The following is a 14,141-nucleotide window of genomic DNA, read 5'->3' as shown; positions in this document are numbered from 1 at the left end:
CTTTTAGTTGGCGCCTAATTTTAAATATCTGTTGCTCACAGTAAATACTTCTGGATCTTTAGAAGTTAGCTTGAGTATAGCGAGTATGTTGATAAATAACAAAGCAGCAATCGAGATATCAGCGACATCCCATAGCAATCGGACTTTACCCATCGCACCAAGCGGAATGATCATGGTAAAAATTACAATCCAGATTTTAGTGTATTTATTATCCATAGACACATAGCGTATTGTCTGTTTTGAGCAAAAAAACCAAGTAAAAATAGTAGTAAAGGCAAAGCAAAACATTATGGCCATAATTAAATAGTCAATATAGGGCCAATTCATAGCTTTTCTAAAAGCAAATATGCACATGTTAGTACTCTCTAAATCAGTGACCCAAGAATCTGTGACAAGCAGTACCATTGTTGTAATAAACACTATGAATGCAACTATAAAAGGCGATATTATTGTGATTAGGCTCTGTTCAATAATAAATTTATTATTATTTTTCTTAGGAACAATTGAAGAGTGCACAATTCCTTCGAGGCCAAGCCCTATATCTGTTGCAAAAATACCTCGCAAAGTTCCGACTTGAATAATAGTCAACATTTCTAAAATCAAACCTAGAGATAAACCAGAGTTAAAGCTACTAGTTGTAAAAAAACTGCTTGTTATTAATTTTAGAGAAGGAAGGATATTTTCACTAAACTTAAATAATATGATACCGCAAAGTATGAGGTAACTTACCGTCATTATTGGTATCATAGCCGATATAAAAATTTTAATTTTTTTTAAGCTGAGAACTGCAACAACAAAAAATATTATGGCCATTACAATGCCACCAATGACTACAGGCACATCTATCATGTTAAGTGGTATTGATAGAGAATTTACCTGAACAAGGTTACCAACTGTTATTGAAACCATCATCATAACAACCAGAAACACAATTGTAGCTTTTCTAGAATTAAATGCATCAGCCATGTAGGCTACAGGGCCACCTATAAACCGTCCGTTCTTTTCCTTTCTGGTTTTTATACTTAGATAACAAGTGACATATTTTATCACAGAAGTGATAACAATAATTATTGCCATCCATAAAATAGAGCCCGGTCCTCCGTTTTTTAGAGCAACAGCAGTTCCTGAAATGTTTCCTACTCCTAAATTTCCCCCTAAGATTGTAAACAGGGCGGCTATAGAAGAAAATTTATTTTCCCCTCTTTTAACTCCAATGAGTGAAAGGGCGTACGGCAATCTAAATATCTGTAGCCATTTTAGTTTAACCGATAGGTAAACACCAGCAACTAGCATGAGTAATATTGTTGGCAGTAATAAAACAAACTTTACTGTATCCATCTGTAAAAGTGAGATTTTTATTTAAGTATACAACAAAAATTGAAAATACCTAATTTATTGTTTATGAGAGTCACACTACAAAAGCTATAGTAAGCTAATAGCCTGCTATAGCTAAACTGACTTAGATTTACCGACAATTTGAAAAACGACAAATTCGTCATTCCGCTACTTGTTAGCGGAATCTATGCCGAGATACCGCGGCGGTATGACGTGTTAGCTATAAAACCCTATTTTTCATACCACTCATTTATAAGTTTATTGATATCAGAATCTATAAAATCCTTTAGTGGTTGCCTGGTTTTTATCTCAACATTTTTAGGGATGCACCTATCTTTACATATCGCATAATTTATATGGAAGTTAAGGTCAATATACCCTTGATTTGAAAACACATTCATCTTAAAGGGAAATAATACCATATCCTTATATACGTTACTGATAAATATCTCTCTTCCTACTTTATCTCTATGTTCCTTTGGAATAGGCCAGTAAATATCTATGTTTAATGTGTTACCCTTACAATCAAAAGAAGTGGGAAGACCGAAATCTCCAGGATCTTTATAATATATGTGCCAGCTTGGTTCTACTGTAACCTTTATTGCACCTTTAAGAGTGAGGTTTGCTTCATTTATCTCGCCAATAAGTAAATCAAATTTTGCAATTTCCTCGTCAGCATATAGTTGGGTGCAAGAAAAAAATAAAAACAATATTAAATATATATCTATTTTTATTAAGGCAAATTTCTCCTTTTATAGAGAAAGTGATTTAGATTTTAAGTATTATATTTAATAGCATTATATAGATTATTTATTAATATAGCATTATGCTAGTATAAATACACCAGGGGTTATAGTTTTCTTATGCTGCCTTTTTGTTATTAGATAACCACAATATAAAGGGGTGAAAAGGATGCAAACAGTAGTGACTTTCTGCACCAAACGTATTACCTTTAACGAATAGTAAAATGTGAGATTTTTTGGAACTACCGTGGAGCAATTGCTCCACGGCTTCACTCTACTCAGAATCCACCCATGCCACCCATTTCTCCTGCGCCCATAGGAGATGAAGCATTTTCTTTGCTTGGTACATCAACTATCATAGATTCAGTAGTAATCAGCACACTCGCAACAGATATCGCTGTTTCAAAAGCAATACGCACTACTTTTGCTGGATCAATCACACCAGATGTAAATGCATTAGCGTAATTCATAGCCTCAACGTTGTATATAAGCTCTTTATCATTCTGCTTAATCAAATAGTCAATGATAACAGCAGATTCAAGACCAGCATTTTTAACTAACCTTCTAATTGGAGCACTGAGAACTTTCTTGATAATGTTTATGCCTATTTGCTCTTCGTCACTTGCACCTTTTAATTTGTCGAGAACAGATGAAGCATAAAGAAGTGCAACTCCACCACCTGGAACTATGCCTTCTTCAATTGCAGCTCTTGTTGCATGCAGCGCATCTTCAACTCTATCTCTACGTTCTTTAACTTCCACTTCAGTTGCTCCACCAACTTTTAGCACAGCAACACCACCTGATAATTTCGCTAAACGTTCTCTTAGCTTTTCTTTATCATAATCAGAAGTTGAAGTTTCAATTTGAGATTTGATCTGCTCGATTCTAGCTTTCACACTGTCAGAATCGCTATTTTCGCTGACAACTGTGGTATTATCTTTAGTAATTTTAACATTTTTAGCAGTACCAAGATCATCAAGTGTCAGATCTTCCATCTTGATTCCAAGTTCATCTTTTATGACGTACTTAGCACCAGTCAAAGTTGCTATATCTTCGAGTATTTCCTTTCTTCTGTCACCAAAACCTGGAGCTTTTACTGCAGCAACTTTTAAACCACCACGCAATTTATTGATAACTAAAGTGCTTAATGCTTCACCTTCGATATCCTCTGCAATAATAACCAAAGGTTTACCAGATTTAACAACAGCTTCAAGAATAGGAAGTAAAGGTTGAATAATATTTAATTTTTTCTCTGTAATTAATAGATAAGGATTATCAAGCTCCACGATCATTTTTTCATTATTTGTAATAAAATACGGAGAGAGATAACCGCGATCAAATTGCATGCCAGTAGTCAGCTCAACTTCTAACTCTTTTGAACCTTTACTTTCTTCAACAGTGATTACACCCTCTTTTCCAACTTTTTTCACGGAATCAGCGATACTGTTACCTATATCCTTATCACCATTTGCAGAGATTATCGCAACTTGCGCTACTTCATCTATTTTCTCTAGAGAAATTGTACGAGATATTGATGCAATTTCCTTTAATATTACATCTTTTGCCTTCTGTATTCCGTTTTTAATACCAACACGATCGTTTCCAGCAGCAATTGATTTTGAAGCTTCCATGATCATGCTGCTAGTTAATATTGAGCACGTTGTTGTACCATCACCAACTTTGTCGTTACATTGAGAACAACTTTGGGCAAAGATGCTTGCTATTGCAGCATTTAGTGGTTTTTCAGGCTTGATACCCTTCATCACCTTATAACCATCTTTTGTAATTTCTGGTGCTCCATAGGGCTTATTAATCCCTACTGTTTTTCCTCTAGGTCCCGCAGTTATTGCTACCGTTGAATCCACTATTGCTGCAACTTCACGAAAGGCTTCTTGTAACTGCTCACCTGATACTACTACATTAGTCATTTTTATCACCTCTTGTTAATAAAAAATTTAGAAAACTATAATACAACTATTTACAATGCGCCATGTTGCGCTTTGTTTCAGTTTAGTAAAATAAAGACTGCTATTTAATGACAGCAAGTATATCGGACTCTTTCATCACGATAAGCTTTTCATCATTATGTTCTATTTCTGTACCAGCCCATTGACGATAGAACACTTTATCACCAGCCTTTACAGTTAAAGCTATGCGTTCGCCATTTGAGTTGCGTGAACCTTCACCAGTTGCTACAATTTCACCTTTAGTAGGTTTCTTTTCAGCACTTGATGGAAGCATAATTCCACCCTGCTTTTCCTCGCTAATAGGCTTGATCAGCACGCTATCATCCAATACATTTAAACTTATACTTGACATTTGCTTTTCCTCTCAACAAATTAACCTATAACTTTATATATATACTCGTAAGTTAGATTTCAAGGGCTGGAGCTTGTAAAATATGCACACCATATAAAATATGCACGCCAAAAGCAGTTTCTAAAAGAGCCTAATGTTATATAATAAAATTTAGGTTTATTTATAGAGATTTCATGAGTTATATACCATTCTTAAGTCGTGGTGTGATAGTGCTATATGGGCCTGACACTAGAGATTTTCTGCAGGGCATTATAACCAATGATATTAATAAGCTAGATAGCCAAAAAGCTATTTACTCTTTATTGCTTAGCCCTCAGGGAAAATACCTATATGATTTTTTTCTTATTGAATATGGTAGATATATTTTCTTAGAGTGCGAAAATGTGCACTTACAGCAAATAATCGAGAAACTAGATTTACTTAAAACTTATTTGAGAGTGAAAATTAAAGACATTAGTGCACTATATAAGGTTGGAGTTTTGTTTGATACTAAGTTGGCGGAGTGTAGTAGTAAGTCACAAGTTATTTTTCAAGATCCAAGGCACAAGCTGCTAGGAATGAGGATCATACATAAAGATGAAATAAAAGAACCGGTTGGAGATTTTATTCAGTATGAAAAAGTTAGAATTAAAAACCTTGTCCCAGATGGAGCAAAAGATATGGTACAAAATTCATCGTTCCCATTGCAATATTTAATCGATAAGGCAAACGGTATAAGCTTTAATAAGGGGTGTTACATAGGTCAGGAAGTCGTAAATCGAATGAGCAGACAAGAAATATTCAGAAGAAAACTTTATCTTGTTGAGGGGGATAACGCACTTCCAGATATTGGCACTAAAGTGACAAATGAAAATAATGAGGAAATAGGGGAACTGCGCTCTAGTGTAGACAACATTGGACTTGCATTGCTTAATACTCAAAAAAGTCATGCAAATTTATATGTCGATGGGGTTAAGTGCGTTAAGACGTTGTATAATTAAAGTCTTAAGGTAGCGCATATAGAAACGAAAAACTTATTTTATGGCCTAGCGTCACGCACTAGAATGACATCATTTACGATGTAACATTTATTACTTTTGCAGATACAATTTACATGCTATAATTGAATCTTCATAGTTGTTAAATTGGAGTGCAAAGAAGTAAAATTAAAGTAGAAATAAAAAGATTATCACACGGAGAAGACTTGTCTCTTCCATGTTATGCAACTACGCAGAGTGCTGGTATGGATCTTTATGCTGCATTGAATGACTCTGCTGTTTTAAATCCACTTGAGAGATTACTTGTTCCAACTGGAATTGTGATTGCAATACCAAACGGTTTTGAGGGGCAAATCCGCCCACGTTCTGGTCTTGCTGCAAAACATGGAATCACTGTCTTAAATTCTCCGGGCACTATAGACTCTGATTATCGAGGTGAGGTTAAAATTTGCCTGATTAATCTAAGTAATCAGTCGTATGAGATAAAAAGAGGAGATAGAATTGCACAAATCCTTATTTCTCCTGTATCTCAGGTAATTTGGGATGACAGAGAAGAATTATCCACAGAAGAAACCGGTCGCAATGCAGGGGGCTTTGGCTCAAGTGGTAGGTAACTTACGAAAAAGCTTGACTATGACAGTTCTTTTATACACAATTTAAGCATATTAATATTTTATTAAATGAGGTCGTTATGCCAATTTTTAAGAATCATCGTGGCCAGCTCCACAAAGCAAACACTGTATTTGCTGCATTTACTGCTATATACGTTATAGGTGGATTAGCAATACTTTCTAACACCGCTTTGGAGGCCTTCAACTTGCAAGCTAGCAGCTTTTGCAGTTACACCACTTGGAATGGGCGTTTTAGCATTTGTTGCTGCTGCGCTGACTTATTTAGCAATATATGCTATCAGCAAAAATAACGAAATTTCTGAGTTGAAAGCTTGGAGGATTGTTAGTGTGAGTGATACACAATCAGTATTACGAATAACAAAAGGAGAGTTTAAGTATATCAAAGAAAATAACAAAAATAAGGATAAAAACGGTAATCTTATATACGGTGAATATCGTATAGATTTTGTTAACCAAAAGGGCAAAGAAGGCTATTTTATTGTAACAAAGAAGCAAGAAGCAATCAATGATGTGGTACCTTATATTATGCTTTTACCTATAAAGTCACAAGCAATGAAAAACGATGAGGGTGGTGAATACGTTCCAATATGTAACGGTAAGCTAGTGACCGAGTTAGGCTTAAGTACTAAAGAAAATGATGCTAAAGTGTTCGACTTCTATTTACAAGAAGCTGTTGTTGAACAAGTTACTTCTGAAGAAAAAGCAAAAAGCTAGACAGCTAAAATAAAGAGGTAGATTAAGTCTGCTTCTTTATTTTTTAGTGCCGGTTACTCAAGTTCATTATGGGAATGTATCCGTTCAGCAGAGTAGCAAAGTAGGTAGACAAGATAAACCAAAAAATCAAGAAAAAGTGAGTGTACAATAAATGGTGTCATGCAAGTAGCTGATACCCTGTGCTTGAGGTAAAGCTGGCTATAATTGCTAAGGATTTTTATTTAATTTAACTGCATCTTTTGCCTTATCCAATAACCCATTAATAAAACCAATTTCGCTTGGTTTATCAAGTAAATCAGATGCAATGTTAGTATATTCATTAATGACAACTGGAACTGGTGTATCACAATTAGCTAACTCAGATATTGCAACACGCAAAATAGATAAGCTTATAAGATTTAACCGTGAAAGGGACCAGCTTGGGTTTAAGTAAGACTCTATTATTTTATCATATTCTTTACTGCTTTTTATAACCTTATATAACAAGTTTTCTAAGAACTGATGTTCAAATTCTTCACATTCAAATATATCTCTCAACTTACTTATGTAGTCCTTAAGCTCACAATTTTCCAATTTAAAAGTGCTTTTGTTGTAACCTACAAAAATATTTGAATAAGCAACTTGTACAGCAAGAAATCTTGCCGTACTTCTTTTTATGCGCCACTTTTTATCTACTGGTTTTTCCTCCATTATTTTAATTTATTGTGTAAATCTATCATATGCAAAACAGTTGAGGCTGCATGGCCACCAACGTTCTTTTTGTTTTTGTCAGCTCTAACTAGTGCTTTATCTTTGCTGTCAGCGGTAATTACGCCCATACCAAAGGGTATTGAATAATGCATAACAACCTCATTTAAACCTTCGATTACCCCTTTACAAACATATTGATAATGATCAGTTTCACCGCGAATTACGCACCCAAGAGCTAAATAACCGTCATAATTAGCATTCTTGCTTTTGACTGCAAAGAGAATTGTAGCTGGTATCTCAAATGCACCAGGAACTTCAATTATGTCATAATCAACATTATTTCCTTTGAATTTATCAATTGCACACTCAAGCAAAAGGTTTGCTATTTCAGTATAATAAACCGAATTAACTATTAGTATTTTCGACATTCATCCCCACTTTTCTTGTTAAAAACAACTTTATTAATGATTGTTGAATTAGAGTTATAATATTACTAAATATCCAATATATTACCAGGCCGGCAGGAAGGGAAGAAACAATAAAGACAGAAATATAAGGTAAAAATTTCATAACATTCATTTGAACGTTATCTTTTTTGGCATGATCGTTCCCGCTCAATTTTTGTTGAATTAACATAGTAATTCCATAAATTATAGGTAAAATACCTATAGAAACAGGAAAATTGTAATTAAATAGCCCAAATAATGTGAAAATGTTTGTTGGATCAGGAGCTGAAAGGTCCTTAATCCATAAATAAAAAGGTGCATGTCTCATTTCTATAGTAACAAACAATACTTTATATAGAGCAACAAACACTGGGATTTGTATTAGCATGGGAAAAATGCTCGATATTGGGTTTATATTGTTTTTTTTGAATAATGCAATCGTCTCTTTATGCTGTTTCAGACTATCATTTTTATACAGCTCTTTTATACGAGTTAATTCAGGCTTCAGGCTTTTCATTTTAAACATCGAAACATATGATTTATTCGCTAAAGGAAGCATCAAAAGCTTGGTCACCAAAGTGAGCAGTAATATTGCTAAGCCAAAATTTCTTAAAATGAAGTTAAAATATTCAAGTAATAAAAACACCGGCTTGGTTATAAAATAAAGAACACCAAAATCTACAGCTTTATCAAACAAAGGTATATTGAGAGTATCCTTATAAGAATCCAGTAAATTCAACTTTTTTGCTCCAGCAAAAAAATAATTCACATTAGAAACACTTGCGCCAGGAAGTATGCTCTTATAAGGCTTGACAAAATCTACTTGGAATTTATCAGTATTATTAACGTTCGTGTGTTTAATGCTTACATTTATTTTATCGGATTTCTCAGGTATGATGGCTGTAAGCCAGTATTTATCAGCAAAACCAAACCAATTTTTTTCACTCGTGCTTGCTTTTATTAAATGTTTTTTGGAAATATCCTTATATGTCCACTCCTCTAGTTTATTATCAAATGCACCCAGTACTCCTTCATGGGATATCCAATAAGATTCGTTGATATTGTCACGTTTACGGTTAATTCTACCATAAGGAACCAAAACTACATTATCTTTTGTATTGTTTTCAATAATTTGCTCAACTTTAAACATGTAGTTATCGTCAAGGCTAATTTTCATTCTAAATAAAATGCTATTTTCATTATCCCAAAATAAATCGACCTCTTTTTGATTGAGTTTATCTGCTTGCCAGACTGTTTTAGAATCTGGAACTTTAATCTTTTCATTCGGATCGAGCCACCCAAATTCTGCGAAATATACATCTTTTGATTCTGCAGGTGACAGTAACACCACTTGTGGAGAAGAAGAACTCGGTTCTAAGTGGTAGTTAGTTAAGATTAAGTCATCAAACCTTGCACCTTTCAAAGAAATTGATCCTTTAATCATGTTATTGGTTAAACTAACCCTCTGTTCTCGAGTGGAATTAATAATTTCAGAACGATTTTGGTGTATTATAGGAGCAAGGTCGTTAAAAGATTCGATATGTTCAATATTTTCAATCAATGGCTGGTTTTGGTTTGCACTAAAAAAATTATCATAAATAATGCGCCAAGATACCATGATTAACATGGAAAGGATAGCTGCTAAAATTAAGCTTTTTGCTTCTGACATGAAATTAAATCAAACATATCTTCTTAAAGTGTATATTAAATATTGTACTAAAACAATAAAATTTACTTATTTTTAATAATAACTTTTAACGCTAATCTTTAAAATTTATTTTAATAGCTTCAAATTTTAACAATATGAACGCGGTGAAAAATCTAGTTATTTGGTTACTAATAATAGCTGCCACTTCAATGCTTATTGATTCACAAAGGGACAAACTAAGCGACAGATTTCTCAGTACTTTTTTACCATATAAAGGGAGAATTCAGAATAGTGGTCAGAATAGTGGAAGTATCGAATTTACGAAATCATACGATGGACACTTTTATATTCAGGCTCAGGTCAATGATCGCAATATAACGTTTTTGCTTGATACCGGAGCAACCGATATTGTTCTATCACAAAAAGACGCATTACATGTTGGTATTAACTTACAAAACGTTCAGGATTTTAAAATATATGAAACTGCGAAAGGTCAAATAAAAGCTGGTGTTGTTCACATCCCTCAGGTTAAAATAGGGAATTTTTTAGTTAATGATGTACAGGCGAGCGTTAACACTCATTCTATGTCTCATTCACTACTTGGAATGAGCTTTTTAAGGTATTTTCATTTCACTATAAGAGATAATAAGTTGATATTATACCGCGACTAAACACTTCTACAATCTACTTATCAAAGCTCTGTAGGTTAATATAGGAGCAGAAATAAATATTGCAGAACAAGTGCCAATCAAAATACCAAAAAAAATGATCAAGCTGAAGTCTCTCACTGCATCTGTGCAGATTAATGTCAAAGGAAGAGCAGCAAGAAGGGTTGTACCCGAGGTTAATATAGTGCGAAATAATGTAGCGTTGATACTTGCATCTACCATCTCACTCATCCGCCCACTTTTACCACTCTTGCAATACTCTCGAATCCGATCGTATATAATTACTGAGTTATTGATTGAATAACCAATGACAGTGAGGAGAGCTGCAACTGATGAAATATTAAACTCAATGCCAGTTAGGCTAATAAAACCAACAGTTAAAATCACGTCATGAATCAGTGCTGTTATTCCACTGAATCCACATTGCCAATTAAATCTAAACCAAACGTAAAAAAATATTCCAACAATTGCGATCAACATGGATAACATTCCTTCAAATATTTGTGTTGAGCTTATTTGTGGGCCAACATAGTCTATTTTACGATAGCTTATTGAGCTACCTAGCTTTTCTTCTAGTATGCTTTTTATCTTTTTGATTTTATCTTCATCTCCTTCATCTTTAAAACGCATGACTAAATTATCACCCGCTTTTGAACTCTGCACTGTAAAACCATTTTCTTTTAATGCATCGAGAATAGAGTGATTCTCATCTGAAGATTTTATCTCTATCAAAATTCCGCCTGCAAAGTCTATGCCTAAGTTCACTCCACGTAACACAACAATGAGCATTGAAAAGATGATAAAAATAATGCTAATTAATGCAGTCAAATCCCTATATTTACTAAACTTGATATTGAGGTTATCTGGAATGAGTCTAACTGCCATGCTATTTACTTAAAATAATCACTTGAATTTTATATACTTTTTAAAAAATTCACTAGTTTATTCTATGATTGGAGTCATACAATTTCATCAGTTGATAAGCCAGTTATTTGGAGAATAACATCAATAGAGATGTCTAACCTAAGTAGATTCCATGCAACTTCAACCTTAACTCTTTTTATAACCTCTTTTTTGCCAGCCCACATGCCTCCACATAAAACACAGGATGACAAATCCAATACATCCAATAATTCTTGATTATTAATCTCGTTACATTCTCCCATCAAACTTAATATCCCTGCCTCACTATTCTTGTTTTTACCTCTTTTTGGTCTAGGCTATAGAGCTATAGAATCAACTGTTAATTCCTCCGCTAAAGCACATAACATTTTGTGTGGAACATTGTCCCCTTTTTCATATCTTTGTATTTGCTGTTGTGATATCCCGAATTTACTTGCTAAATCTGCCTGAGTATATTTTCGCTTTACCCTCCAGCGTTTTATCCTTTGTCCTGTTGTACAATCTACAGAATCAGTACGAATTTCTCCTTCTGTATTATTATATTCATCGGTAGATAAGCCTGTTGCTTGAGAGATAATATCAACAGAAACTTCTGCTTTAGCTAGACTCTTTGCCAATTCTACTTTGGTTGCTTTTACAGTACTCTTTTCGTTAACCTGGATAGACCTGGCTAGTAAATAAAATGCCTCGTCTAATCCATGATTTTCAATTTCTTCATGTATTCCGACAAGATTTTTCAACACTTTCATCCTATCTTTATCCCAACAACTATGTTCACTTTTAGGGAGTAGAGCTCCGATATTAACTGATAACGCTTTTGCTATGGCATAGAGTTCGTGTGGATAAATGTCATCTACCCCTTGTTCTTGTCTCAGTATTTGCTGTTTTGGTACTCCAATTTTATTTGCCAAATTCTCCTGAGTATATTTTAGCTTTAACCTCCAGTATTTTATCTTTTGCCCTATTTTGTAATTTATAGAGTCAGTGTGCTTTTTGTCATCGCTATCGTTGGAGTTGCTCATATTACTTTCTTTATATAAACAAACATATGCTTTACCATAAGGTTTTATGATAGTATATTATTTTTTATAACTTTTTTTTCATATATTCATAAGATAGCTATCTATAGTAATAACTATATGAAATTTTTGTTGCGAGCTTTTATAAGATGCCTCTCTTTCTTAGTGAGATTTAATATAATCCTTCCTAAATACCGTATAACCCACAGCTAAACAACCCTTGCTCGTCCACTAGAAGGCAAAGCAGCAAGGAGCGAACCAAAAGCGATGAGGAAGGATCCAAGCCAGATTATAGACATTCCAGGTTTATAGTGCACTTTAGCTGCAATTTTGCTCTTACTCTTATCAATCTCTCCAATTACAACATAAATATCAGAAAGCAAATTGTGGTAGATACTGCTTTCAACATTTTTCTGACCTTCCGCAAGGTAAAATCTATATTCAGGAGTTACTTCACCCAATATCTTGTTATTCAGCAAATTCCTGATATCCATTCTACCTCTCACTGCATGGAAATTTTTTTCTTTTATTAGCTCAATATTTCGTAAAGTAACTTTAAATTTATTGACTGTTATGCTATTCCCTATTTTTAAGTAATTTTCTTTTTTCTCCTGCCAACCAACTGAATAAGCTATACCAAGCACTAAAATTGCCACTCCAGCATGAGCTGCAATCATTGCATAGTAGGATTTAGAAACTCTTCTTGCTAATAAAATTGATTCGCTCTTAAACAAACGAATTCTTTTACTGTATGCTTCTAAAACAAAGATTAATAATGCTATGGAGATAGTAATTGATAGCACAATTGTTAGCTCCATGTGAAAGATAAACGGCAAAATAGCTGCAGCACTGCAGAATGAAAATCTGTATTCACGGAATATTGGCAATAGACTATTTCCCTGCCAACGGCAGTATTGCCCGATCATGGTGAGCACTAGAATAGCCAGTGCAATAGGATTAAATAAAGAATTGTAATATGGTGCTCCAACTGAAATTAATTCACCGGTTAAATACTCAAGCACTGTAGGGTATAAAGTGCCAACGAACACGATGAAAAAGGCAGTGATGAATAATAAATTGTTCATCAGCATCATCGTAAGGCGTGAAAAGAATCTTCTACCCTCTGTCACTTGAGTAGCAGATTTCTTTCTGGATTCCAATGTTGAGCACTGGAAAGATGTGCGATTTTTTCTCGTAAACACTACAAATATTACTAAGCTACTGACTGTAATTACACCAAGTAGAGCTAATATATACAGTCCATACCTTGAGTCATCTGCAAACGTGTGCACTGAGGTGAGTATTCCTGAGCGGACTAGAAATGTTCCAGTTACACTCAATAGAAAAGTTGTAAGCGTAAGTAAAATAGCGAAATTCCTTAAAGTATTGAAATTTCGTACAACGAGCAACAAATGTGTCAGCGCCACTGCAATTAGCCACGGCATCAAAGAAACGTTTTCCACTGGATCCCAAAACCAAAATCCACCCCACCCAAGTTCGCGATATGCCCACCAGCTACCCAAGCTGATGCCCAAAGTGAGCAGCGACCAAGAAATAAGTACCCAAGGCCTGACAATTTTAGCCCAAACATTTCCTTCAGTATTTGCAATTAATCCAGCTATAGAGAGCGAAAAAGGAACGCTAAATCCAAGGTACCCCAAATATAATATCGGTGGATGAATAGCAAGGCCTATATCTTGCAATATCGGATTAAAACCCAATCCATCTTTTTCAACGCTTGGCATTTTAGTGAAGGGGCTGGATTCAAGTAAAGTGAACAGTAAAAAACAAAAGCAAATCAAGCCTTGGGTGATCAAGGATACTTTCTTCAATTTACTGTCGTTATCAGTAAAAATACCCATCAGAAATAGGTAAAAGGTAAGCACTAATGTCCAAAGCAACATAGACCCTTCTTTATTTCCCCAAACTCCACAAATCTTATAGATCAAAGGTTTTGTTGTGTGTGAGTGGTAATATACGTTTTCGAGTGAGAAATCATTTGTAATGTGGCAGTAGATCAAAATAGCCATTGATGTTGATACACAAA

The 14,141-nt window shown here is 34.4% G+C and carries 15 protein-coding genes; 4 read left to right on the top strand and 11 right to left on the bottom strand.

The genetic code is table 11. From position 1 onward, the window contains the following. Nucleotides 1-3: 3 nt before the first annotated feature. The 4 genes from AAGD91_RS03675 to AAGD91_RS03660 all read right to left on the bottom strand — a co-directional run bounded on the left by AAGD91_RS03675 (nucleotide 4) and on the right by AAGD91_RS03660 (nucleotide 4,397). Nucleotides 4-1,338 (bottom strand): alanine:cation symporter family protein, encoded by a 1,335-nt coding sequence (locus AAGD91_RS03675; RefSeq protein WP_341820646.1) that lies wholly within the window; start codon nucleotides 1,336-1,338, stop codon nucleotides 4-6. A 227-nt stretch (nucleotides 1,339-1,565) separates the two neighbouring features. Further along, nucleotides 1,566-2,069, bottom strand: a complete 504-nt coding sequence (locus tag AAGD91_RS03670) for a protein-disulfide reductase DsbD domain-containing protein (protein WP_341821510.1) — start codon at nucleotides 2,067-2,069, stop codon at nucleotides 1,566-1,568. A 287-nt stretch (nucleotides 2,070-2,356) separates the two neighbouring features. Then, the gene (gene groL, locus AAGD91_RS03665; RefSeq protein WP_341820645.1) at nucleotides 2,357-4,006 is read right to left on the bottom strand and encodes a chaperonin GroEL; all 1,650 of its coding nucleotides are present in this window, start codon (nucleotides 4,004-4,006) and stop codon (nucleotides 2,357-2,359) included. Nucleotides 4,007-4,106: 100 nt separating this feature from the next. Continuing rightward, complete coding sequence (locus tag AAGD91_RS03660; protein WP_373457551.1) at nucleotides 4,107-4,397, bottom strand: co-chaperone GroES; 291 nt, start codon at nucleotides 4,395-4,397, stop codon at nucleotides 4,107-4,109. Between the two features lie 173 nt (nucleotides 4,398-4,570). Here AAGD91_RS03660 and AAGD91_RS03655 point away from each other — a divergent pair, with 173 nt between their 5' ends. The 3 genes from AAGD91_RS03655 (at nucleotide 4,571) to AAGD91_RS03645 (ending at nucleotide 6,720) form a co-directional block, all read left to right on the top strand. Then, entirely contained in the window at nucleotides 4,571-5,377 is an 807-nt protein-coding gene (locus AAGD91_RS03655; protein WP_341820644.1) for a folate-binding protein, read from the top strand. A 149-nt stretch (nucleotides 5,378-5,526) separates the two neighbouring features. Next, nucleotides 5,527-5,988 (top strand): dUTP diphosphatase, encoded by a 462-nt coding sequence (gene dut, locus AAGD91_RS03650; RefSeq protein WP_341820643.1) that lies wholly within the window; start codon nucleotides 5,527-5,529, stop codon nucleotides 5,986-5,988. Between the two features lie 240 nt (nucleotides 5,989-6,228). Beyond that, nucleotides 6,229-6,720, top strand: coding sequence for a hypothetical protein (locus AAGD91_RS03645; RefSeq protein WP_341820642.1), 492 nt, complete (start codon nucleotides 6,229-6,231; stop codon nucleotides 6,718-6,720). A 207-nt stretch (nucleotides 6,721-6,927) separates the two neighbouring features. Here AAGD91_RS03645 and nusB read toward each other — a convergent pair whose 3' ends face one another. The 3 genes from nusB to yidC are packed head-to-tail and all read right to left on the bottom strand — an operon-like array spanning nucleotide 6,928 to nucleotide 9,525. Further along, nucleotides 6,928-7,410 carry a transcription antitermination factor NusB gene (gene nusB / locus AAGD91_RS03640; protein WP_341820641.1) on the bottom strand — a complete coding sequence of 161 codons (483 nt, stop codon included), beginning with the start codon at nucleotides 7,408-7,410 and terminating at the stop codon, nucleotides 6,928-6,930. Then, nucleotides 7,410-7,838 (bottom strand): 6,7-dimethyl-8-ribityllumazine synthase, encoded by a 429-nt coding sequence (locus AAGD91_RS03635; RefSeq protein WP_341820640.1) that lies wholly within the window; start codon nucleotides 7,836-7,838, stop codon nucleotides 7,410-7,412. The genes nusB and AAGD91_RS03635 overlap by 1 nt, the downstream gene beginning before the upstream one ends. Then, nucleotides 7,816-9,525 (bottom strand): membrane protein insertase YidC, encoded by a 1,710-nt coding sequence (gene yidC, locus AAGD91_RS03630; protein ID WP_341820639.1) that lies wholly within the window; start codon nucleotides 9,523-9,525, stop codon nucleotides 7,816-7,818. Before yidC ends, AAGD91_RS03635 begins: the two co-directional genes overlap by 23 nt. Nucleotides 9,526-9,659: 134 nt before the next feature. Here yidC and AAGD91_RS03625 point away from each other — a divergent pair, with 134 nt between their 5' ends. Beyond that, a complete protein-coding gene (locus AAGD91_RS03625; protein ID WP_182182693.1) occupies nucleotides 9,660-10,175 on the top strand; it encodes a TIGR02281 family clan AA aspartic protease in 516 nt (171 codons plus the stop codon). Between the two features lie 6 nt (nucleotides 10,176-10,181). Here AAGD91_RS03625 and secF read toward each other — a convergent pair whose 3' ends face one another. From secF to AAGD91_RS03605, 4 genes are all read right to left on the bottom strand, one after another. After that, nucleotides 10,182-11,057 carry a protein translocase subunit SecF gene (gene secF / locus AAGD91_RS03620; RefSeq protein WP_341820638.1) on the bottom strand — a complete coding sequence of 292 codons (876 nt, stop codon included), beginning with the start codon at nucleotides 11,055-11,057 and terminating at the stop codon, nucleotides 10,182-10,184. A gap of 74 nt (nucleotides 11,058-11,131) precedes the next feature. Continuing rightward, nucleotides 11,132-11,338: a hypothetical protein gene (locus AAGD91_RS03615; protein ID WP_341820637.1), complete on the bottom strand. Its 207-nt coding sequence runs from the start codon at nucleotides 11,336-11,338 to the stop codon at nucleotides 11,132-11,134. 54 nt (nucleotides 11,339-11,392) lie between these two features. Then, a complete protein-coding gene (locus tag AAGD91_RS03610; protein ID WP_341820636.1) occupies nucleotides 11,393-12,097 on the bottom strand; it encodes a helix-turn-helix transcriptional regulator in 705 nt (234 codons plus the stop codon). Nucleotides 12,098-12,303: 206 nt separating this feature from the next. Further along, entirely contained in the window at nucleotides 12,304-14,124 is a 1,821-nt protein-coding gene (locus tag AAGD91_RS03605; protein WP_341820635.1) for a heme lyase CcmF/NrfE family subunit, read from the bottom strand. Between the last annotated feature and the right edge of the window lie 17 nt (nucleotides 14,125-14,141).

Origin of the sequence: Wolbachia endosymbiont (group A) of Myopa testacea, assembly GCF_964027115.1 — a bacterium.
Taxonomy (GTDB): domain Bacteria; phylum Pseudomonadota; class Alphaproteobacteria; order Rickettsiales; family Anaplasmataceae; genus Wolbachia.
Note: the sequence above shows the minus strand (reverse complement) of the source record. Positions and strands in the feature narration are given on the sequence as shown.